The organism is Lysobacter fragariae (assembly GCF_054779775.1).
Window position 1 is genome coordinate 507,253 of the sequence record NZ_BAAGXP010000006.1, and the last position, 22,939, is coordinate 530,191.

The window sequence follows — 22,939 nt, forward strand, 5'->3', positions numbered from 1 at the left end:
CTCATCCTTCAGAACGTCCGAACAGCCGCTTCAGCCCGCTGCTGATGCGTACGCCGACTCCGGCCTTCACCGGTTGTACATCGGTGGGAACAGGCAGCGCTGCTGCAACCTGCGCCAGCGTTTCCACGCCCAGGCGGATCAGCTTGATGCGATGGCCCGTGTCGTGCTCGACCCGGGCAGCCATCTGCACAGCGAGCATCGAGTGGCCGCCCAGTTCGAAGAAGTTGTCCTCGGGGCCGGCGGGGGAGCCCAATAACTCGAACCACAACGCGGAGAGATAGCGGACACGCGGATCGACGTCGGCCTCCTGCGTGGGTTGCGGACGCGGAGCCGGTTCTTCCCTGGCAATGGGCGGCGGCAGCGCGTTCCGGTCGACCTTGCCGTTGGGCAACAGTGGAATCTCGGCGAGCACGACGAAATGCTGCGGCAGCATGTAGGCCGGCAGCAGGTTCCGCAGGTGCGCCCGCAAGGCCGCTTCTTCGATGACGACGCCCGGCGTGGCAACGAGGTAAGCCACGAGGCGCTGATCGTTCGCACGATCCTCGCGCACGATCACCAGGGCGCGTGCGATCTCCTCGCGTCCGGCGAGGTTGGCTTCGATCTCGCCCAGCTCGATGCGGTAGCCGCGCACCTTGACCTGGTGATCGAGACGGCCGAGGTGTTCGAGGTTGCCGTCCGCACGCCAGCGGCCGCGATCTCCGGTGCGATACAGCAGGCCGGGCACCGCGTGTCCGATCGCGCTAGCAGGCGCCGCGGTGAACCTGTCGACCAGGAAGCGTTCCGCAGTCAGTTCGGGGCGTCCCAGGTATCCCTTGGTGACACCCTCACCGCCGATGCAGATTTCGCCGGGGACACCAAACGGGCACAACTCACCGTGCGCATCGAGGATCCACACGCTGGTGTTGCCAATCGGCCGGCCGATGTGGATGTCCGGCGCCACCGCAGCGGGTGCAAGTGCGATGCGTGCGCACGTCGACCACACCGTGGTTTCCGTGGGTCCGTAGACATTCCACAACGAGCCACAGCGCGCCAGCAGCGACGCGGCCAGGTCGGGCGCCATTGCTTCGCCACCGCACAGCGCCTTGAACCCGGGTGAACCGGCCCAGCCGGCATCGACCAGCAACCGCCAGCTGGAAGGCGTGCCCTGCATCACCGTGACGTCGCTGCTTTCCAGCAACGTCCGCAACGCCGCACCGTCGCCAGCTGTCTCGCGATCGGCGAGCACGACCTGCGCGCCCACCGCCAACGGCAGCAGCAGTTCCAGCACGGCGATATCGAACGACAGCGTCGTCACCGCCAACAGCCGGTCGTGCGCATCCAGCCCGGGTTCGCGCCGCATGCTGTCGAGGAAATTGGACACCGCGCGATGCGGCACGATCACGCCCTTCGGACGCCCGGTCGAACCCGAGGTGTAGATGACGTACGCGGGATCTTCTGGCTGCGCCGCGGCGTCATCGCGTTCGAGCCGCGTGGCAGGCGCTGCATCGAGGCCTGCTGCGTGCTCATCGAACAACAGCACCGGCCGGCCGCGCAGGTCGAAGTTGCCGGCGTGTTCGCGCGTGGTCAACAGCATTGCCAGCCCGGCATCGGCCGCCATGTAAGCCAGGCGCTCGGCAGGAAACTGCGGATCCAGTGGCACATACCCGGCGCCGGACTTGAGGATACCCAGCAGCGCGGCAAGCATGTCCGGACCGCGATCGAGCGCAAGGCCGACGAGTGCGCCGCGCCGCACACCATGATCGCGCAGCACGTGGGCGATACGGTTCGCGCGGGCTTCGAGTCCGGCATAGTCGAGGGTGAGATCACCCGCCAGTAGCGCAATCCGCGCCGGTGTGCGATCGCATTGCGCCTCGAAGTGCTCATGCATCCTGCATTCGCGGTCATAGGCGACCGACGGAGGCTGCAGTGCAGCCAGTTCCTCGCGCGCCACCGCGTCGACCAAAGGCAGGCTCACGAATCCCGCGGCCTCGCGCTCGACCGCGGCGCGGAGCAGGGTTTCAAACGCGCGCAGCCAGCGGCGGATCGTCGCGGCATCGAACAGGTCGCGGTTGTACTGGCATTCGATCCTGAGCTGGCCGTGTGTCTGCACGGCGTTCACGAACAGCTCGAACGTCTCGAAGCTGCGCGGATTGCTGTCGAACTCCATGGCCACGCCAGTGAAGGCCGTGCTCTCGTGGTCGAGCGCCTGGTCGAGGTTGAACAGCACGCTCACCAGCGGCATCCGCGCGGGATCGCGCCGGACGCGCAGCTTCTTCAGCAGCGTGCCGAAGGTATGGCGCTGGTGTTCCAGTGCATCGAGCAGCGTGGCCTGTGCGGCATCGAGGAAGTGCGTGAAAGGCTGCGACGAGTCGATGTCGAAGCGCAGCGGCAGCGTGTTGACGCAGTGTCCAACCAGATCGTCACTGCCGACGATCGGCTGCCCTGCCGCAGGAATGCCGACCACCACGTCCGCCTGCCCGGTCAGGCGCGACAACAGTCCGGAAAAACCCGCGAGCAGGGTCGCGAACAGGCTCACGCCGCGACGCGCGCCCAGCCGGCGCAATGCGGTCAGGAGCGCTTCGTCCAGCACATGGTCTTCGCGTGCGGACGCAAAGCTTCGCAGTGCGGGCCGCGGATGGTCGGTGGGCAGCTCGAGTACCGGCGCCTCGCCAGGGAAACGGGACAGCCAATAAGCCGCGTCCGTCGCGTGCGCGGCGTCGGATTGCTGCTCCACCTCGTTCGCGGCGAATGTCGCGAAGCTGGACGCTGCCGGCAGCGATGCCCCCGCTGCACCGCGGTATTGCCCATACAACGCTCCGAGCTCACGCACCAGCACCCACCACGACCAGCCATCGCAGACGATGTGGTGCGCGGTCAGCAGCAGGAGATGTTCGGCTTCCGCCAGCCGCAGCAGCTCGGCGCGGAACAGCGGATCGCTGCCCAGCGCGAACGGTGTCTCCACGGAATTACGCAGGCGCTCCTCCACCGCCAGGTTTCGTGCCGCTTCATCCAGCATCGCGAGGTCGAGGAACGGGAACGGAATCTCGAATCGCTGCAACACGCCGAGGCTCTCGCCATCCGGTCCCACGTTCGCGCGCAATGCATCGTGCCGGTCGACCAGCGCCTGGAGCGCCGCGTGCAACGCGTCCACGTCCAGTGCGCCGTTGAACCGCAGCGAGACGGACAGATTGAACGACAGGGAGGCCTCGATCCCCAACTGGTCGGCAAGCCAGATTTCACGCTGCGATTCGGTCGTGGGTACGACCAGGGCCAGTTCGCCGCCGGCGAACGGGTCGTAATCGACCGCCTCGAGCACCAACGCGGTATCGGAAGCAACTGCGTTCATGTGCCCACCTTGAGGAACTTGCCCGGGCGGCCTGGATCGGCGACGAACCAGGCCGGACGTCCATCGGGCTCGCGGCCCAGTCGCGCGCCTGCGGTGATCGGACGCATCGTATCCATCAATGCGCGCAGCGACCGGCGTGGCAGGATTTGCATTTCCTGCAGCTCGAGCACCGACGCCTTGAACGCTTCGACGATGAGCCGGCAATCGCCCTCGTCGTGCGCGGTGGTGAGGAAACTCGGGAAGTTGTCGAGGATGTGCACGCCACGATTGCGCAGCATCGCGAACAGCAGGTCCTGCAGCGGGTGGTCCTCAAGGAACCGGATCTTCCACATCGAGGCGAAACGCGGCACTTCGATGGGGGCACCCACCGCACTGCAGAACGCATTGAGTTCGTCCGTCATCGCGGCAGTTCGCGCATTGAGCGCTTCCTGCAATGCCGGACCAGCATCGCGCATGTGTTCCAGAGACGCCTTGGCGGCAGCCAGCGCCAACGGATGCCGCACGAACGTGCCGGCGAAATAAGTGACGCCCACGCTCGGTGCCGAAGCGTCGCCGAACTGCCATGAGCCGCCGTCGATCGCATCCATGTATTCGCGCCTGCCGGCGATGGCCCCTATCGGATAACCGCCGCCGATCACCTTGCCGTAGGTCGCGATGTCCGCATGCACGTCGAACAGCGCCTGCGCGCCTCCCGGATGCGTGCGGAAACCGGTGACGACTTCATCGAATATCAGCGCCGCGCCATTGCTGCTGGTGATCTCGCGCAACTCGCGCAGGAACTCGACCGGCTGGAAGTCGGGACGACGGCTCTGCACCGGCTCTACCAGCACTGCCGCCAGTTCGTGCGCGTGTTCACGGATGATCTGCAGCGATTCGGCCGTGCCGTAGTCGAGCACGATGACGTGCTCGGCCGTGTTGGGCAGGATGCCGGGCGCCGCCGGCACCGCGCGCAGCTTCTTCGTGCCGCGCACGATCATCTCGTCGATGATCCCGTGATAAGAGCCGCTGAACAGAACAACGGTTTCGCGCCCGGTGACGGTGCGGGCCAGGCGCAACGCACCGAGCACCGCTTCCGAACCGGTGTTGCACAGCGCGGCGCGATCGTGCCCTGTGGCATCGCACAGAAGCCTCGCCACGTCACCGGCCAGCGGATGCTGTGGCCCGATGTCGTAGCCCGCCTCGAGCTGGCGCCGCACCGCGGCCAGCACGAAATCGGGCTGCCAGCCGAGCAGGCTCATGCCGAAGCCGTTGGTGGCGTCGACGTACTGGTTTCCATCGAGGTCCCACAGGTGAGCACCCTTGGAGCGCTCCACCACGACCTGGTAGACGATTTCCTTCAGCAGCGGCCGGAAGCCGTTGACCACCCGCGGGTCCGCCAGGTGCGGACGATGGAGTTCTGTGTAGGCCTTGGAACGCCGGGTGCGTGCGACGTAGCGATCGATAAAAGCATCCAGTTGCTCGCGTTGTCGCGGGCTCAGCTCCTGCCTGGCAGAGGTATCGATCCGCGCAATTGCACCGAACGCCTGCTTGACGTCGTAACGCGAGTGCGCGGGTTTCGCTGCTTCTTCCCCTGCAGCTGGCGTCGCGACTGCGGCACCATTGGCAGGCATCGGCAGCGCGGCGATTTGCTGCTGCAGGAGTTGCATCTGCTGCTGCAATAGCCGGCGCGCCAGGTCGCCATCGGATCCTGTCGGAGCAGCGTCACCAGACTCAGGCAAGAGCGGCTTCACCGCCACCGGAATCGACGTGGGCACGGCAGTCGGCTCGGGGGGCAGTTGTTCGTCGAGCATCGCCGCAAGGCGATGGAGGCTGCCGCAGTCGCCCATCAGCTGGCGGAAGGTCAGCTTGACCGTGAATCTCTTCTGCAAACGCAGCGCAACCTGCGTCAGCATCAAGCTGTCGAGGCCGAGCTCCATGAAGTTCGCTTCAGCATCGACGTCGGAGAGATCGAAGCCGGTGACGTCCTCGAAGATATCCTTGAGTTGCAGGACCAGGCTTGCGAAGCGATTGGGGGCTTCGCCCGTGGCCGGGTATGTGGCCGTGGCCTCAGCCGGTTCCTCAGCGACGACTGCCGCCGGTACCGCATGCACGGTGGCACCGGCTGGGTGCTGCACGACATTCGAAGCATTCGCTGCTTCCACCCAGAAACGCTGGCGCTCGAACGGATAGGTCGGCAGACGCACGCGCCGGCGCACGCTGCGCCGGTCGAACGCGGTGATGTCAACCGCTACGCCACGACACCACAACTGCCCCACCGCCGACCGGAAGCTGGAAGCCTCCACATCGGGAGCGTCGGCCAGCGACGCCACTGCCGCAGCCTGCTGCTTCTGAACCATAGGATGCTGGCGCGACAAGGCGCTCAGTGTGTTACGCGGGCCGACCTCGAGCAGCACCCGTGAGGATGCGGCGAGCAGCGTGCCCAGTGCCGCCGCGAACCGAACCGGCTCGCGCAGGTGCGATGCCCAATAGTCGGGCGAGGTCGCGCTGTCTGCATCCAGCCACTCTCCGGTCGCGGTCGAGACGATGGGAGTCGCCGGTGCGGAAAGCTTCAGCGCCGCCACCTCGGAGCGGAACGGCGCCACCACCGGCTCCATCATCTGCGAGTGGAACGCATGCGACGTGCGCAGTGCACGGCAGGCGATGCCATCTGCTTCCAATTTCGCCTGGAATCGTGCGATCGCTTCCAGCGGACCGGACACGACACAACTGCCCGGTGCATTTTCAGCAGCCAGCGACAGGTCTGGTGGCAGCCGTGCAAGCAGATCGTCCAGCGCCATCCGCACCGACAGCATGCCGCCCGCCGGTTGCGCCTGCATCAGCGCGCCGCGTCGGGCGACCAGCCGCAACGCATCTGGCAAGGTGAACACGCCGGCAAGCGTCGCGGCGACGAATTCACCAACGCTGTGGCCGATCATCGCCGTCGGCACGATGCCCTGGCTGATCCACAACTGCGCCAGGGAATATTCGATCGCGAAGGTCGCCGGCTGCATGATTGCAGTCGGCAGCAGCGCTTCAGGATCATCGGAGAACACGCGCTCGCGCAGGTCGAAATCGAGTTCGTCGCGCAATGCATCGGCACATTCGTCGAAGGCCACGTGGAAGGCGGCCTCGGTGTCGTACAGGCCACGGCCCATGCCCGGATAGGTTGCACCCTGCCCCGGGAACAGGAACACCACGTCGCCCGGTCGCGCCGGTTTGCCACGCGCGGCGGCCGCCGCGATTTCCGGGCTGCGCAACTGCGCGGCTGCACCGGCGACATCGTCGGCGACCAGCGCGATGCGATGCGCGAATGCCTTGCGCCCGGCGGCGAGGGTCCATGCCACGTCGGCCAGGTTGGCCTCGGGGTACGCATCAAGGTGTTCGGCAAGTTGCGCGGCTGCGCGCGAAAGCGCCGTCGGCGTACGCGCGGAAACCACCAGTAGTTGCGGCCCGTGCGCCGGTTCGGACGCGGGCAGCTCCGGGGCCTCCTCAAGCACCACGTGCGCATTGGTCCCGCCGACACCGAACGAACTTACGCCCGCGCGACGCGGCAGGTCCGTCGTTGGCCAATCCGCGTGCGTGGCGTTGACAACGAACGGCGAGCCGGAAAAATCGATCGACGGATTGGGCGATTGGAAATGCAGGGTGGCGGGAATGGTTTTCCCGTCGAGCGCAAGCGCGGTCTTGATCACGCCGGTAGCGCCGGCGGCGATCACCAGGTGGCCGATATTGCTCTTCACCGAGCCGATCCGGCAGAACTGGTTGTCGTCGGTGCCGCGGCGGAATGCCTTGGTCAGCCCCTCGATCTCGATGGGGTCGCCCACGGGCGTCGCGGTGCCGTGGGTTTCGACGTAGCTGATGCTGCGCGGGTCGACCTGTGCACGCGCGTGGGCCATCGCGATCACGGCGGCCTGCCCTTCGCTGCTCGGCGCGGTGAAGCTGGCCTTGCCGCCGCCATCGTTGTTAACCGCACCGCCGCGAATCACGGCGAACACGTGGTTGCCATCGGCTACGGCATCGGACAGGCGCTTGAGCAGTACGATCGCCGCGCCATCGCTGAACACCGTGCCTTTCGCATCCGCATCGAACGGCCGCGTGTGGCCATCGGGCGAGAGCATCGATCCTTCCTGGTAGAAATACCCGCTGCGCGGCGGACAGGTCACCGTGATGCCGCCGGCCAGCGCCATGTCGCAGTGACCGAGCCGCAGGCTGTCGACGGCCTGGCAGATGGCCACCAGCGACGTCGAGCAGGCGGTATGCACGCTGATCGCCGGACCGGTCAGGTTGAGCTTGTGCGCGATCCGCGTGGCGATGAAATCCTTCTCGTTGTCCAGCATCACCTGGAAGGCGCCGACCTTGTCGATCAGCTCCGGATGCGCCGAGACGTGGCGCTGGAAGTAGCTGGCGTTGAACATGCCGCCGAACACGCCCACCGGCACTGTTGTGGCATCGGGCACGTGGCCGGCCCGCTCCAGGCATTCCCATGCGATCTCCAGGAAGATCCGCTGCTGCGGATCCATCAGTTCGGCTTCCTTCGGGCCAATGCCGAAGAACGCCGCATCGAATTGCTCGACGCCGTCGATCACGCCGCGCGCCTTCACGTACGCCGGATCGTCGCGTTCGCCTGCGCTTACAGACGGATCGAGGTCGTCCGCGGCAAAGAAGGTGATCGAGTCGCGTCCCTCGCAGAGGTTGCGCCAGAACGCTTCCACGTCCGCTGCGCCGGGAAAACGCCCGGCCATGGCGACGATGGCGATGGGCTCGGCTACTTCGCCCCGCTGCGCGGCGGGGAGTCGTGCCGGCTCGATGCCGGCGGCGTCGCGACCTTCCAGCGATGCCGCGAGCGTTGCCGGCGTCGGATTGCGGAACAGCAGCGACGTCGGGATCACACTGCCCTGCCCGTCGGCCTGCCTGATCCGCTGCAGCAGCCTGGCCGCGAGCAGTGAGTCGCCACCGATCTCGAAAAATCCGTCGTGCCGGCCAACATTGTCGATGGCGAGCAGCTCACCGAAAGCTGCGCACAGGGACGCCTCGTACGCGCCCACTGGCGGCTCGTAGGCGTGCGCCAGCTCCGGGCGCAGGCGCGCAGGCGCCGGAAGCGCACGGCGGTCGAGCTTTCCGTTTTCGGTGAGCGGCAGCGCCTCAAGTTCGACGAATGCGCTGGGAACCATGTAGTCAGGCAATGCTGTCGCCAGGTGCGCGCGCAGTGTCGCCTGCGATGCTGGTGTGCCGGAAGGAACGACATAGGCCACCAGACGCGCTTCGCCACCGGCACCGTCGTCGCGTGCGATCACCGCACAGGCACGAACCGATTCATGCCGGGCGAGCACGCTTTCGATCTCGCCGGTCTCGATCCGGAAGCCGCGGATCTTGACCTGATGGTCGCTGCGACCGAGATACTCCAGATCGCCATCGGTCAGAACGCGCGCAAGGTCGCCGGTCTTGTAGAGGCGCACACTCCCGCCATCGGGGGAGTGCCAGTCGAAGAAGCGCTCTGCGGTCAATTCCGGCCGGTTGAGATAGCCGCGTGCCAGGCCGGCACCTGCGACATGGATCTCGCCGACCTCGCCAACGGCGACCGGTGAAAGTCCGGGATCGAGCACGAACAGCCGCAGGTCCGGGATGGGCTTGCCGATCACGCTACCGGCGTTGCGTTCCAGATCCGCGCTGCCGACCGGGCGATAGGTGACATGGACGGTGGTTTCGGTGATGCCGTACATGTTGATCAGCTGCGGGCGCTGGTCGCCATGCCGTTCGAACCATGGACGAAGCATCTGCAACTCGAGCGCTTCGCCACCGAAGATCACGTAGCGCAGGGACAATTCGGAAGGCGCAGTGGCAGAAGCGAGGTCGGCATGGATCAAGCTGCGGAACGCCGAAGGCGTCTGGTTGAGCACGGTGACGCGCTCGCGCACCAGCAGCTCATGGAACATCTCCGGCGAGCGGCTGAGCAGGTACGGCACCACCACCACGCGGCCGCCGTAAATCAGCGCCCCCCATATCTCCCACACCGAAAAGTCGAATGCGTGGGAGTGGAAGAACGTCCAGACGTCCCCGGGTCCGAAATCGAACCAGTCCCGGGTCGCGGTGAATAGACGTGCGACGTTGGCGTGCGTGACCTGGCAGCCCTTCGGCTTTCCGGTCGAGCCGGAGGTGTAGATCACATAGGCGAGGTTTTCCAGCTGCGCCAACGGCTCCGGATCATGGGCAGGCTCCGTCGCGAATTCAGCCCAGTCGCCATCCAGAATCAGGGTCGGAACGTCGGCTACGGGTAACGACGCGCGTTGCCCTGATGACGTCAGCAGCGCTGCCGGGCGGGCGTCCTCGAACATGAACTGCACGCGTTCCCGCGGGTATGCGGCGTCGACAGGAAGGTAGGCTGCGCCCACCTTCAGGATGCCCAGCAGCCCCACGACCATCTCCAGCGAGCGCTCCAGGCCGATCGCCACCAGGGTTTCCGGACCCACGCCCAAGGCGCGCAATCGGTGGGCGAGCTGGTTGGCTCGCGCATTGAGTTCGCGATAACTCAGGCTGATGCCTTCACAGGTAACTGCGATCGTATCCGGCCTGTCTGCGGCCTGCTGCTCGATCTGCTGCGGAATGCACTGCACAGGGTCAAATGGGCAGCTGCGCGGCAAAAGACCGTCGGATTGCTTGTTCATGCCCACCTTCCCATGCCCGCGCTCGCATCACCCAGGCGTCACCTGTCGTCCGTGGTGCGCACCCCTCCGGTCCGCTGCCGGCAGGCGGCCATGAAAGTCGCGCTGATGTGTAAGCAAACGTCGTGGGAATGGCCGTGCGGCCATCGGCGGGCCGCCTGCCAGCCTTTTCAGGGCTTTTCCAAGGGCTCTTTGCAGAGCCCGGCTGCTTGCTACGATAGGCCGATGGATGGCGCGCAATGAAAACCGACCTGACGCTGCTCTATTCCCAGCTTGGGCTGAGGCCGAACTGCAGCCTGGCGGAATTCCAGCTTGCCTACCGCCGGCGAATCTCCGAACTGCAACCCAACCGCCAGGCGGGCACTCCGCCACCTCCGGAGTCCTTGGCCGCCCTGCGCGATCTGATCGGGCTGTACACCACGGCCAGCCGTTTCCATCGCCGCTACGGGCGCCTGCCCGGTGCAACCCCGCATCGTCCCGGAGCGAGCAATCCACGGGGCACCAGCATCCAGCGAACCTACGCGGATTACGGAGCGCGCCCTTCCGACAATCGCGCATCACCATCACCGGCACCCCGAGTTGCGTTGGGACTGGCCGTCACGCTCCTCATCCTCCTGTTTGGCTTGCTGGCCCTGGCCTCGGGCGAATGGCTGAGGTGAGCAATCGCAAGCAGCGACTCAACACGGAAGCTTCGCCCCACGCGTGGGCAGGCCTGAAGCGCGTGGCCGCAGATGTGCCGACGCGCCGTTTCCCACCAGATAGGACGCTATCGCCAGGCCAAGGGTGAACGGCCGCACGCACAGGCAGCGATTCGAACCATGGACATCAAGAAGATCACGCTCGACCCGCGGACAATCACGTGGCGGCTGGCCCTGGTGGCGATGTTGCTGGTGGCCACCAACATGGGCATGCAGGCGTACAGGCTCTTCATGCATCGCGAGCATGTTTTTGGCCTGGCGATGATCAGCCTGGACGGTGAACACAACCTTCCTTCGCTGTTCTCCACCGCACTGTTGTTGTCCGCGTCCGGGCTGCTGGCCCTCATCACGATGCTCACGCGCGCGCACAAGGCGCCCGATGTATCGAAGTGGGCCATCCTGTCCATCGGCTTCCTGCTAATGGGTTTGGACGAAGACTTGGCGCTGCACGAACTGTTGATTGCGCCCATGCGTACCCTGCTCGGCGGCCAGCATCTTGGAATCTTTTTTTTCGCATGGGTGATCCCAGGCATCTTCCTGGTCGTGGGCCTGGGTTTGTTCTTCCTGTCCTTCATGCTCCGTCTTCCCCGCAGGACCGCGATCGCATTTGCGATTTCCGCCGCGATCTACCTGGGCGGCGCCTTGGGGGTCGAGCTCGTCGAGGGGTGGTGGCGCGAAAACCACGCATACAGGGACCTGATCTACCAGGCGATGGTGAGCTTGGAAGAAGGCATGGAAATGGCGGGCGTCATCGCCTTCATCCACGCACTGCTGCGTTATGTCGCCGGGCGCTATGGAGAAGTGCGGATCGGTATCGAAGGCGCCCATGCAGTGGCAGCGGACTCATTCGAATCCGTCACGAAACCTGCATCCGGGCTGCAGGAGATGTCCCAGACAGTACTTCGCCCAACGGGTGAATGACCCCTGCCGATGAAGCCCCGTTCTCGATGTGAAGCCCTGCTCGCGGCGGTTTGGAGCGCGTCACTCCGCCACCTTCCGGCAGTTCCGATTGACCGGTTGCCGGTTCCAAGTACGCCTCCGCAGCCCGGCGCACGGGCGGGCTCTTGACCCGCGTCAGCGCGAGCCGCGATGGAACAGCACGACTTCCACCGTCTGCAGCAGGATCATCAGGTCGAACACCAGACCGTGGTTCTTGACGTAGAACAGGTCAAACGTCAGTTTTTCCTCTGCATCGCTCACGGACGCGCCGTACGGATAACGCAGTTGCGCCCAGCCGGTCAGGCCAGGCTTAACGCAGTGGCGGACGTTGTAATAACGCACCTCCTGGCTGAGCATGTCGACGAACTGCGGCCGCTCGGGTCGTGGACCGACGAAGCTCATGTCGCCACCCAGGATGTTGAACAGTTGGGGGAGCTCGTCAAGGCGCGACAACCGAATGATCCGCCCAACGCGGGTACTGCGATCGTCATCCCGACTGGCCCATCGCGCCACGCCGTCCGCCTCGGCATCCACGCGCATGCTGCGGAACTTGATCAGCTCGAAACTGCAGCCATTCTCGCCAATGCGCGTCTGCCGGTAGAGGATCGGGCCCCGTGACTCAAGTGCGACGCATGCAGCCACCACCAGCATGAAGGGCCAGGCGAGCAGCAACAGCGTGCCAGCCGCGGCCAGGTCAAAGAACCGCTTGATTAGGCGGCGAGGCATCGAGTGGTCGAACCCTCCCGAAAACGCAAGCCACGAAGGATCCACGACATTCAGCTTGACCATGCCCGCCTCGCGCTCGAAAAACGTCGAGATGTCGGTGACGGTGATGCCCCGCTGCGCGCACTTCAACATCTCTTCCATCGGCAAGGCGCCGCGTCGTTCGTCGGGCGCCACTACTATTTCGTAGACCTGCAACCATTCCACGATTTCGGTCAAGGAAAAATCAGTGTTGAGCAGCAATTTGTCCGGCACGAGCACGGGCTGGCCGGGCAGAGGAAGGAATCCCACTACCACGAACGATTGCCTGTCGGAACGCCGTCGCATGCGGCTGTTGATGAGATCGGCATTCTTTCCCGCGCCCAGCACCAGCACGCGGCGCCTGAACACATCCGTCTTGAACACGCGATAGACGACCATGCGCAATGCCGTCACGCCGATGAAGCCAATCACCAACGCCATCGCCAGCACGCCGCGGCCGATGTAGGCAGCCGGAAGCAGGTAATACAGCACCAGCAACGCGATGCCGCCAAAAGCGAAAGACAGCAGCAGGCGGATGAGGAATTCCACGCGGGTGTGGCGCACATGTACCTGGTACAGGCCGAACGCCACCATCGACACGGTAATGAATGCGGCAAATATGAGTGATCGTGTCGGCGCCGACTGGAAGAAGACCACAAAGCCTTCCGCATTGCGCAGGAACCGCAGCCAGGCCGCGGACACGACCGCGAGCATCAGCAACCCCGTCTCGGCCAACCAGAGCAGCAAGAGCGCACGGCTCTTGCGACTGGCCGTGGCGATGCTCATGGCTTGGCATCCCGTGCGTGAAATGCGGAAAAAGCCGCCCTTGCTTGCCGACGCATACGCCCCCCTGCTCTTGGCTGCCACTCCGGGCATACAACGGCCATCCAACAGGTTGGCTCAATCAATGCAACGGAGAAATCGCGGCATCCCGGCCTCTGGACGATGTCCAGCCAGGATTCGACTGCCGAAAGATCGATCTTCGGACGGTTCAGCTACAACCACGAGGACGGACACAGAACCTGCAACAGGACTTCATCGCGGATCCCCTTCAACGCCCAGGCCATACTCAAGCTTCGGCCAGGAATCATCGGACCGGTCGTAAATGGCTTCGATCGCCAGCGGGGTACCGGGGCCATCACGGTCGATATAGACAACCCCCTGCGCATTGATCCGCAGGTATTTGCTGCCTCCTTCGACAGTGGCAACCCTGTCGAGCCGAAGCCATGCCGACGGCCTGCGCGATCCGTGCGCGAGCGCCGCAATCACGGTGTCCTCGAGTTGCTGCAACAGATGCGCATCGTTGGGGACCTGGTGCTCGCCCGCTGCGACGCCACCGATGCTGACCTCGGGACGGCTTACCCGCCGCAGCCGATTGTTGTATTGCAACCGGAAACGAAAACCGACCCAGTCGCCCGCGCCATTTACCAGTACGTCACCGGTGCCGCTGATGGCGTGACTGCCTGAATTGACTTCCTGAACGTCGAAGGCATCCAGTCGCATGTCCAGGGTGCGGACGCGGAGTTGCTTCGAAATCGCGTCGACCAGGGGGCCAGCGATCGCGTCGCTGATGGTGTCTCGGTCCCTCAGGATGATGCCGGACGCAACCGGCGGGCCAGGGGATGCGGCTGTCGCGACGTCTTGCGATATCCCCTGCGAATACACGTTGCCAGCGGCGCAGGAAGAGGCCAGCAGGACGGCGGCGACAATGTTGTAGTGCATCGCGTCACCCGGTTCACGTGGCGTGGCGAGGCGCCCATGATCAATGGGGACAACGCGATCCGGCTGCATTCCCGGCCCGGATGGAGGTCCTGTTCAGACGGAGCCACACCTGTGACCTCTCCAAATTGGCCAAAGCTAAGGGTGCGGGCGACAGATTGCTTGACTCTGGACCAAGGTCCAGAGTCCATACTGACCCGGCTTCCAGGGAAACCGCCATGCAGATTGGACAACTCGCGCACCAGACCGGCGTCGCCATCGACACGGTGCGCTACTACGAACGCCAGGGGTTGTTGCCGCCGCCGCAACGCCGCGCATCGGGTTACCGCGAATACGGGACCCAGGACGTGTCGCGACTGCGCTTCATTCGTCGTGCCAAGGATCTTGGGTTCACGCTGCAGGAAATCCAGGACCTGCTGGCGCTCAGTGCCACACGGCATGCCGATCGCGCTGAGGTCCGTGCACTGGCCAAGCATCGCCTGGCTGACATCGAACATCGGCTCCGGGAGCTCGAAGCCATGCAAGCGGCGTTGGCGGGCCTGATCCGGCACTGCTCCGGACATGGCCCTGTCGACAACTGTCCGATCATCGAGAACCTGCTCGCCGAGACCGAACCTCCACCGACGCCCAGAACCTCCTCCGACGCCCCCTGAAAATTACGTTGGAACAACCCGCTTTGGTGCCATTCCCCGCATGACTTCAAGTCCGTTCGATCCTTCCGCGTTTGACCTGCCCGACTCTGCGCGTCGCCGCTTGCTGCGCAACATTGCAATCGGTGGCGCCGCTGCGGGCCTGGGCCTGTGGCGCGCACCGGTATGGGCATTGGCCAGCGAAGGCCAGGCCACCGTGCTGGCTGGTACCGAATTCGACCTGAGCATCGGCAGCACGCCTGTAAACCTCAGCGGGCGCCCTGCCCGTGCCTTCACCGTCAACGGCTCCTTGCCCGCGCCCATCCTGCGCTGGCGCGAAGGCGACACGGTCACGCTGCGCGTTCGCAACACGTTGCCGACGATGAGCGCGATCCATTGGCACGGCATCCTGCTGCCGGCCAACATGGACGGCGTGCCGGGATTGAGCTTCCACGGCATCGAGCCCGGTGGCGACTATCTCTATCGTTTCCGCGTGAAACAAAGCGGCACCTACTGGTATCACAGCCATTCCAGCCTGCAGGAGCAGGCCGGCGTGTACGGGCCACTGATCATCGATCCCCGCGAACCAGAACCCTTCACGTATGACCGCGATTACGTGGTGATGCTGTCGGACTGGACCGACATGGATCCGCACCGCCTGTTCGCACGCCTGAAGAAGCGTAGCGACTACGACAATCTCCACAAGCGCACGCTGGGGGATTTCCTGCGTGATGCGCGCGAGCACGGCCTGGCGCAGACGATCGATGATCGCAAGGCCTGGGGTGCGATGCGCATGAGCCCCACCGACCTGGCCGACGTCAGCGGCAACACGTACACCTTCCTCGCCAACGGGCATACCTCGCAGGACAACTGGACCGCGTTGTTCAAGCCAGGCGAACGCGTGCGCCTGCGCTTCATCAATGGCGCGGCGATGACCTTCTTCGACGTTCGTGTTCCTGGCCTCAAGCTCACCGTGGTGGCCGCGGACGGCCAGAACGTGCACCCGGTGACTGTCGACGAATTCCGCATCGCACCGGCGGAAACCTTTGACGTGATCGTGCAGCCGGATGGCGACCAGGCCTACACCGTGTTCGCTCAGGCGATGGATCGCAGCGGCTATACCCGTATCACGCTGGCGCCGCGCATGGGCATGCAGGCGCCGGTTCCTGCACTCGACAAGCGTGCACTGTTGACCATGAGCGACATGGGCCACGGCGGCCATTCCATGAAAGGCATGGAAGGTGGCTGTGGTGCTTCGATGAAAGGCATGGAAGGCAGTTGCGGAGCCAATATGAACCAGGGTTCGCACGACATGTCGCACGGCAGCGGCACGATGCTTGCCCATCCCGCCAGCGAGTCGCACAACCCCGCGGTCGACATGCAGACCATGTCGCCGGAGCCGCGCCTGGACGATCCCGGAATCGGTTTGCGCGACAACGGCCGTCGCGTGCTGCGCTATGCGGACCTGCGCAACCTGTTCGAGGACCCGGATGGACGTGATCCGGGCCGCGAGATAGAGCTCCACCTCACCGGAAACATGGAGCGCTTCATCTGGGGCTTCGACGGCATCAAGTTCTCCGATGCGGAGCCGGTAAAGCTGAAATACGGCGAACGCGTACGCGTCACCCTGGTCAACGACACGATGATGGAGCACCCGATCCATTTGCATGGCATGTGGAGCGATGTCGAGGACGCCAGCGGCGACTTCATGGTGCGCAAGCACACCGTGAGCATTCCTCCGGGCACCCGGCGCAGCTACCGCGTCACCGCCGACGCATTGGGCCGCTGGGCCTTCCACTGCCACATGCTGATGCACATGGAAGCCGGCATGATGCGCGAAGTGCGGGTGGAAGAATGAGCGCGCTGCGGATCATGCTTCTACCGATTGCGCTTGCAGCTTCCGGGATCGCGCAAGCCCAGGATCACTCGCAGCACCAGAGCCACGTGCAGCAACAGCAATCGCAGCCGTCATCGGCCGATACGGTGAACGCGCATCCTCTACACGGAGCTGAAGCGACGCAGCAGGACGCAGGCGCTTACCATCCCCCTGCCCTCACCGATGCCGATCGCGCCGCCGCGTTCCCCGACCTGGGCGGCCACGACATGGGCAATCACATGGACGACGATCCGTTCGTGTGGATGGTGCTGGTCGATCGCCTGGAATGGCAGAAGAGCGACGACGCCCGCACCCTGGCCTGGGACACGAAAGCCTGGTTTGGCCACGATGACAATCGCCTGTGGCTGCGCAGTGAAGGCGAACGCGAGCACGACCGTACTGAAAACGCGGATATCGAAGCGCTGTGGGGCAAACCCGTTTCGCCCTGGTGGGATGTGCTGTTCGGCGTGCGCCATGACTTCGAGCCCGGTCCATCGCAGACCTGGGCCGCCATCGGCGTACAAGGGATGGCGCCGTACAAGTTCGAGGTCGAGGCCACCGCATACCTGGGCGAGCACGGACAGACCGCAGCGCAACTGGAAGTCGAATACGACCTGCTGCTCACCAACCGGTTGATCCTGCAGCCACGCATCGAAGCCACTTTGCACGGCCGGGATGACGAAGCACGCGGGATCGGTTCGGGCTTGAGCGAAGCCGACGCCGGGCTGCGTCTGCGCTACGAGATCCGTCGAGAGTTCGCGCCTTATGTCGGCGTCGAGTGGAGTCGCCGGTTCGGCACGACGGCCGACTTCGCCCGCGCCGCCGGTGATGGCATCGAAGACACTCGTTTCGTAGCTGGGGTCCGGATCTGGTTCTGAGCCGGATCATCGACTTCAATAAAGGCCCATAACTTATTGAATATGTGAGTCTTAATGAGTGAGACCGCATTGTTAGTATTATTACTAACATGCACTCGCCCTGCCCCAGCCGAAGCTTCCACCCATGGGCGCGCTGATCGCCCTCGACAGCCTGCTTGCGCAGCGTCGTGTCTGGCGCGGACAGGCCGCGATCGCATCGCCTGCACCGGCGCATCCCACGGGTCTGCCCGAACTCGATGCCGTCTTGCCGACGGGGGGCTGGCCGGATGCCGCATTGACCGAATTGCTGTTGTCCGCCGATGGCATCGGCGAACTGCAATTGCTGTGGCCAACGCTGGCACGCCTGAGCCAGCCCAAAGACGGCCTCATCGCGCTGGTCTCACCGCCCTATCACCCTTACCCGCCCGCCTGGCATGCCGCTGATATAAGGCTGGGCGCGTTGCAGGTGATAGCAACAGCCAACCCGCGCGAAGCCTTGTGGGCCACCGAGCAATGCTTGCGTTCCGGCGCATGTAGCGCGGTGCTGTGCTGGCCGCAGCAAGCCGATGACCGTGCGCTGCGGCGCTTGCAGGTTGCAGCGGAGACTGGCCAGGGGCTGGGCTTCGCCTTCCGGCCGATGAAAGCTGCAGCGAATCCTTCGCCCGCCGCCCTGCGCATCGCCATCGATTCCGCGCCGCGACAACTGCGCGTGCTCAAGTGCCGTGGCGGTCTGGCCCCGACACGACCCATCGCCTTGTGCGGCGCCAAGCCTGCTCGACACGCTTCTGGTGCCATCGCCGAACCTCCTCGACACGCTGCTGGCGTCGTCGAGAAGCTGCCAAGCAAGTTCGGCATTACGAGGGCATGACGCCATGCGCTGGGCCTGCCTGCTGCTGCCGCAATTGGCGATCGATGGTGTCCTGCGGCGTCATCAGGACCCTGATGCGCCGCTGGCGTTGATCAGCGGCCCCGCGCAACGGCGCGTGCTGCATGCCATCAATCCGGCGGCGCGTGCGCTGGGGCTGCGTCCCGGCTTGTCGCTCGCGGCCGCACAGGCCTTGAGCAGCGCTTTCGCCACGATCGAATACGACCCGCTGGATGCCAACCGCTGGCGTCAATTCCTTGCCGCCTGGGCCTACCGCTTCAGCTCGCAGGTCAGCACCGATCTCGACCACGCCATCGTGCTCGAAGTCGGCCGCAGCCTGCAGTTGTTCGGGCCGTGGCCGCAATTCGAGGCACGGCTTCGCGAAGAACTGCACGAACTGGGTTTTCGCCATCACCTCGTCGCCGCGCCCAATCCACATGCGGCGCGCGTGCTGGCCAACGTGCATGACGGATTGGCAGTCAGTGACAACACCCTGCTCAATGCATTGGGCCAGCTGCCGATCGAACGCGCCGGCTTGCCGCACGAGGTGGCGTTGGCGTTTTCGCGCATGGGGCTGCGCAAACTGCGACAGGTATTCGCCTTGCCGCGCGACGCCGTGACCCGGCGTTTTCCACCGATCGTGCTGCAGCACCTGGACCGCCTGCGCGGCGAGGAAACCCCGCTGAAGTGGTACCAGCCGCCGGATCTGTTCGAGGGCCGCATCGAGTTCGAGCACGATGTCGAATCCAGCCAGGCCCTGCTGTTCCCGTTGCGCCGGCTCACCGCCGATCTGGCCGCCTTCCTGGCCGGTCGCGATGGTGGCGTGCAGCGTTTCACACTGGTTCTGGAGCATGAGCGCATCGCCCACAGCGAGGTGGCCGTCGGTCTGCTCGCACCGGAACGCGAGCCGGCGATGCTGTTCGAACTCGCCCGCGGCCGCGTGGAGCAGGCGAAGGTGCCCGCACCCGTGCGAGGCATGCAGCTGATCGCGCACGAGCTGCCACCGTTCGTGCCAGCCGAGCGCGACCTGTTCGATCCACGCCCGCAACAGGCCGTGCCGTGGGTGCAACTGCGCGAGCGGTTGCGCGCGCGCCTGGGCGACACCGCCGTACACAACGTGGGCTGGCATACCGACCACCGTCCCGAACGCGTGCTTTGCAGAGCCGAGCCTGCCCGGCCTCTGCCTTCAAAAAAGCAACCGCTGAGCAGTGCAAAGCCGCCGTTCCGTCCCGGTTGGTTGCTGCCGCAGCCAGCACCCCTGCGCGATTACGTACAACGCATCATCGCCGGCCCCGAACGCATCGAATCGGGCTGGTGGGACGGCGAGGACGTGCGTCGCGACTACTATCTGGTGGAAACCTCGCAAGGCCAGCATGCCTGGGCCTTCCGGATTGCCGGCGAGCAAGGTGGTCCTTTCATGCTGCATGGATGGTTTGCGTGAAGCGGTCAGCCGCCACTGCAGCTGCAGCACGGGAGAGCGCGGCATGACCGCCCTCCCCGCTTACGCCGAGCTCCACTGCCTGTCCAACTTCAGCTTCCAGCGTGGCGCCTCCAGTGCGCGTGAATTGTTCGACCGCGCAAAGCAACAAGGCTACTCAGCGCTCGCCATCACCGACGAATGCACGCTGGCCGGCATCGTTCGCGCGCATGAAGCATCGCTCGCCACGGGATTGCCGCTGATCATCGGCAGCGAAATGCAGCTCGAGGACGGCCTCAAGTTCGTCCTGCTGGTCGAGAATGGCAACGGCTATCAAACCCTGTGTGGGTTGATCACCCAGGCGCGCCGTCGTGCCGACAAAGGTGCATATCGCCTGCTCAGGGAAGATTTCAACAGGCCCATGGATGGCTTGCTGGCGCTGTGGATTCCCGGCGCATCGCCCGATCCCGCCGACGGCGCCTGGCTGCAGGCGAGGTTCCCGCAACGCAGCTGGCTCGCTGTCGGGCTTCATCGTGGGCCCGACGATGAAGCCCAATTGCAGGCGTCGCTCGCGCTTGCGCGGCAGGTGGGAATGCCTGCGATGGCCTGCGGTGATGTGCACATGCACGCGCGCAGCCGTCGCGCCTTGCAGGACACCATGACCGCCATCCGGCATCACGTCACGCTGGTCGACGCTGGCCATGTCCTGTTCCCAAACGGCGAGCGGCATCTACGTACGCGCCGGGCACTGTCGGCGATCTATCCGGACGAACTGCTGGCCGAGTCGGTACGCATCGCCGAGCGCTGCCACTTCAAACTGAGCGAGCTGCGATACGAATACCCACACGAGCTGGTGCCGGCCGGGCATTCGGCAACCTCCTGGCTGCGCCAGCTCGCCGAGGAAGGCATTCGCAGACGCTGGCTGGAAGCCGACTCCACGGTGCAGCAGAAGCACAAAGCCTGCGAACTGATCGAGAAGGAACTCGCGCTGATCGCCGAGCTGGGATACGAATCCTATTTCCTCACCGTGCACGACATCGTCCGCCATGCACGCGAACAAGGAATCCTGTGCCAGGGCCGCGGTTCGGCGGCCAATTCGGCCGTCTGCTACGCCTTGGGAATCACCGAACTCCAGCCTGGCCTGATGGACATGCTGTTCGAGCGTTTTATCTCCAGGGAACGCAACGAACCGCCCGATATCGATGTCGATTTCGAGCACGAACGCCGCGAGGAAGTGCTGCAGTACGTGTTCAAGCGCTACGGCCGCGAACGCGCCGCGTTGACGGCGGTCGTCATCCGCTATCGCGGCCGCAGCGCGATCCGCGATGTCGCCAAGGTGCTGGGGTTGCCACCCGACCAGGTCGACGAACTCGCCAAGACCATGGACAGCTGGGGCGGCACGCCAATCCCTGAATACCTGCGCGAACGCGGTTTCGACCCGGATTCACCGCTGATGCAGCGCGTGATCGTGCTCACGACGCAACTGCTCGACTTCCCACGACACCTCTCCCAGCATCCGGGCGGATTCGTGATCTCCGAGCACCCGTTGTCTTCGCTGGTGCCGGTTGAAAACGCGGCAATGGACGACCGCACCGTCATCCAGTGGGACAAGGACGACCTTGATCTCGTCGGCCTGCTCAAGGTCGATTGCCTGGCGCTTGGCATGCTGACCGCCGTGCGCAAGACGTTGCAGCTGCTCGATGCGCATGGCCATCCCGGGTTGTCGATGGCGAGCATCCCCCCGGAAGATCCGGCGACCTACGAAATGATCTGCCGCGCCGACACCGTGGGTGTGTTCCAGATCGAATCACGCGCACAGATGGCGATGCTCCCGCGTCTGCAACCGCGCAAGTTCTACGACCTGGTGATCGAAGTCGCGATCGTGCGACCCGGCCCCATCCAGGGCGACATGGTTCATCCCTACCTTCGCCGCCGCAATAACGAGGAACCGGTCAGCTACCCGTCGCCGGCACTGGAAGAAGTATTCAAGCGCACGCTCGGTGTGCCGCTGTTCCAGGAACAGGTGATGCAGGTCGCCATCGTCGCGGCGGATTTCACTCCGGGCGAAGCCGATGCACTGCGTCGCTCGATGGCCGCCTGGAAGCGCCACGGCGGACTGGAACCGCATCGCGAACGACTGCTCAAGGGCATGCTCAAAAACGGTTACAAACTCGAATTCGCAGAGCGTCTGTTCGAACAGATCAAGGGTTTTGGCAGCTACGGCTTCCCCGAATCCCACGCCGCCAGCTTCGCCCTGATCGCCTACGCCAGCAGCTGGCTCAAATGCCATCATCCGGCGGCCTTTGCCTGCGGCCTGATCAATTCGCAGCCGATGGGCTTCTACACGCCCAACCAGATCGTGCAGGACCTGCGTCGCCATGGCGTGCGCGTGCTGCCGGTGGATGTGCGCCATAGCGAATGGGATTGCACCCTGGAGCACGCGAATGCCGGTTCATCCGAACTGGCACTGCGCCTGGGGATGCGCCTGATCAACGGCTTCAAACTGGACGTCGCCGAGCGAATCGAGATGGCACGCGCATCGCAGGCTTTCACCGATATTGCCGACCTGTGCGATCGCGCCCACCTGGACGAACGCAGCCGCAGCCTGCTCGCGGATGCCAATGCCCTGCGCGCCCTGACCGGCCATCGGCATCGCGCACGTTGGGCAGTGGCTGGCATCGAAGCACCACGTCCGCTGTTTGCGGGCATCGCCAGCCACGAGGCGGCCATCGCCTTGCCGCTTCCCAGCGCAGGCGAAGACGTCCAGACCGACTACGCACTCACCGGCATGACATTGGGCCGCCACCCGGTCTCGCTGTTGCGTCAGGCGCTCCATGCCCGCCGCTGCCAACGCTCGTCGCAGCTGGCCAAGGTGCCGCACGGAAAACAGGTGCGCTTCGCAGGGTTTGTCACGATGCGGCAGCGTCCGCAGACTGCCAGCGGCGTCACCTTCGTCACCCTCGAAGACGAAGACGGGCTGGTCAACGCGGTGATCTGGCAGCACCTGGCCGAGCGCCAGCGCCGTGAGTTGCTCGAATCGCGATTGATGGCCATCGATGGCCGCCTGGAGCGCAGCGATGGTGTGCAGCATCTGATCGCCACGCGGCTGGAAAATCTGACGCCGCTACTCGGCAGCCTGAGCACCAGTTCGCGCGACTTCCGCTGAGTCAGGCAATTTTCCGGATCAAGTAGACGCAGAAAAGAAAAAGGGCCCGGTTTCCCGAGCCCTGTT

General features: G+C 64.8%; 12 protein-coding genes. 8 read left to right on the forward strand and 4 right to left on the reverse strand.

Annotation, left to right across the window (positions count from 1 at the left end; genetic code table 11):
• Position 1: 1 nt before the first annotated feature.
• A complete protein-coding gene (locus ACYVD7_RS08255; RefSeq protein WP_460761482.1) occupies positions 2 to 3,325 on the reverse strand; it encodes a non-ribosomal peptide synthetase in 3,324 nt (1,107 codons plus the stop codon).
• Complete coding sequence (locus tag ACYVD7_RS08260) at positions 3,322 to 9,966, reverse strand: amino acid adenylation domain-containing protein (RefSeq protein WP_460761484.1); 6,645 nt, start codon at positions 9,964 to 9,966, stop codon at positions 3,322 to 3,324. The genes ACYVD7_RS08255 and ACYVD7_RS08260 overlap by 4 nt, the downstream gene beginning before the upstream one ends.
• 236 nt (positions 9,967 to 10,202) lie before the next feature.
• On the opposite strand from ACYVD7_RS08260, the gene ACYVD7_RS08265 reads away from it, so the two are divergent.
• A complete protein-coding gene (locus ACYVD7_RS08265; RefSeq protein ID WP_460761487.1) occupies positions 10,203 to 10,622 on the forward strand; it encodes a hypothetical protein in 420 nt (139 codons plus the stop codon).
• 159 nt (positions 10,623 to 10,781) lie between these two features.
• Positions 10,782 to 11,582 (forward strand): hypothetical protein, encoded by an 801-nt coding sequence (locus ACYVD7_RS08270; protein WP_460761489.1) that lies wholly within the window; start codon positions 10,782 to 10,784, stop codon positions 11,580 to 11,582.
• Positions 11,583 to 11,735: 153 nt separating this feature from the next.
• Here ACYVD7_RS08270 and ACYVD7_RS08275 read toward each other — a convergent pair whose 3' ends face one another.
• On the reverse strand, positions 11,736 to 13,130 hold the full coding sequence (locus ACYVD7_RS08275; RefSeq protein ID WP_460761492.1) for a TIGR03013 family XrtA/PEP-CTERM system glycosyltransferase: 1,395 nt from the start codon (positions 13,128 to 13,130) through the stop codon (positions 11,736 to 11,738).
• A gap of 249 nt (positions 13,131 to 13,379) precedes the next feature.
• Positions 13,380 to 14,066 carry a hypothetical protein gene (locus tag ACYVD7_RS08280; RefSeq protein WP_460761494.1) on the reverse strand — a complete coding sequence of 229 codons (687 nt, stop codon included), beginning with the start codon at positions 14,064 to 14,066 and terminating at the stop codon, positions 13,380 to 13,382.
• A 215-nt stretch (positions 14,067 to 14,281) separates the two neighbouring features.
• Between ACYVD7_RS08280 and ACYVD7_RS08285 the strand changes: the two genes are divergently transcribed.
• From ACYVD7_RS08285 to ACYVD7_RS08310, 6 genes are all read left to right on the forward strand, one after another.
• Complete coding sequence (locus tag ACYVD7_RS08285) at positions 14,282 to 14,716, forward strand: heavy metal-responsive transcriptional regulator (protein WP_460761497.1); 435 nt, start codon at positions 14,282 to 14,284, stop codon at positions 14,714 to 14,716.
• Between the two features lie 40 nt (positions 14,717 to 14,756).
• The gene (locus ACYVD7_RS08290) at positions 14,757 to 16,550 is read left to right on the forward strand and encodes a copper resistance system multicopper oxidase (RefSeq protein WP_460761499.1); all 1,794 of its coding nucleotides are present in this window, start codon (positions 14,757 to 14,759) and stop codon (positions 16,548 to 16,550) included.
• A complete protein-coding gene (locus ACYVD7_RS08295; RefSeq protein WP_460761502.1) occupies positions 16,547 to 17,446 on the forward strand; it encodes a copper resistance protein B in 900 nt (299 codons plus the stop codon). Before ACYVD7_RS08290 ends, ACYVD7_RS08295 begins: the two co-directional genes overlap by 4 nt.
• 124 nt (positions 17,447 to 17,570) lie before the next feature.
• Positions 17,571 to 18,293, forward strand: coding sequence for a translesion DNA synthesis-associated protein ImuA (imuA, locus tag ACYVD7_RS08300; protein WP_460761505.1), 723 nt, complete (start codon positions 17,571 to 17,573; stop codon positions 18,291 to 18,293).
• A 4-nt stretch (positions 18,294 to 18,297) separates the two neighbouring features.
• The gene (locus ACYVD7_RS08305) at positions 18,298 to 19,731 is read left to right on the forward strand and encodes a Y-family DNA polymerase (RefSeq protein WP_460761509.1); all 1,434 of its coding nucleotides are present in this window, start codon (positions 18,298 to 18,300) and stop codon (positions 19,729 to 19,731) included.
• A gap of 43 nt (positions 19,732 to 19,774) precedes the next feature.
• Positions 19,775 to 22,873 (forward strand): error-prone DNA polymerase, encoded by a 3,099-nt coding sequence (locus tag ACYVD7_RS08310; protein WP_460761512.1) that lies wholly within the window; start codon positions 19,775 to 19,777, stop codon positions 22,871 to 22,873.
• Positions 22,874 to 22,939 lie beyond the last annotated feature (66 nt).

Coding starts and splice junctions, on each gene's coding strand:
- ACYVD7_RS08290 (WP_460761499.1), top strand. CDS start 14,757: ATGACTTCAAGTCCGTTCGATCCTTCCGCGTTTGACCTGCCCGACTCT.
- ACYVD7_RS08270 (WP_460761489.1), top strand. CDS start 10,782: ATGGACATCAAGAAGATCACGCTCGACCCGCGGACAATCACGTGGCGG.
- ACYVD7_RS08305 (WP_460761509.1), top strand. CDS start 18,298: ATGCGCTGGGCCTGCCTGCTGCTGCCGCAATTGGCGATCGATGGTGTC.
- ACYVD7_RS08260 (WP_460761484.1), bottom strand. CDS start 9,966: ATGAACAAGCAATCCGACGGTCTTTTGCCGCGCAGCTGCCCATTTGAC.
- ACYVD7_RS08285 (WP_460761497.1), top strand. CDS start 14,282: ATGCAGATTGGACAACTCGCGCACCAGACCGGCGTCGCCATCGACACG.
- imuA (WP_460761505.1), top strand. CDS start 17,571: ATGGGCGCGCTGATCGCCCTCGACAGCCTGCTTGCGCAGCGTCGTGTC.
- ACYVD7_RS08310 (WP_460761512.1), top strand. CDS start 19,775: ATGACCGCCCTCCCCGCTTACGCCGAGCTCCACTGCCTGTCCAACTTC.
- ACYVD7_RS08275 (WP_460761492.1), bottom strand. CDS start 13,130: ATGAGCATCGCCACGGCCAGTCGCAAGAGCCGTGCGCTCTTGCTGCTC.
- ACYVD7_RS08280 (WP_460761494.1), bottom strand. CDS start 14,066: ATGCACTACAACATTGTCGCCGCCGTCCTGCTGGCCTCTTCCTGCGCC.
- ACYVD7_RS08295 (WP_460761502.1), top strand. CDS start 16,547: ATGAGCGCGCTGCGGATCATGCTTCTACCGATTGCGCTTGCAGCTTCC.
- ACYVD7_RS08255 (WP_460761482.1), bottom strand. CDS start 3,325: ATGAACGCAGTTGCTTCCGATACCGCGTTGGTGCTCGAGGCGGTCGAT.
- ACYVD7_RS08265 (WP_460761487.1), top strand. CDS start 10,203: ATGAAAACCGACCTGACGCTGCTCTATTCCCAGCTTGGGCTGAGGCCG.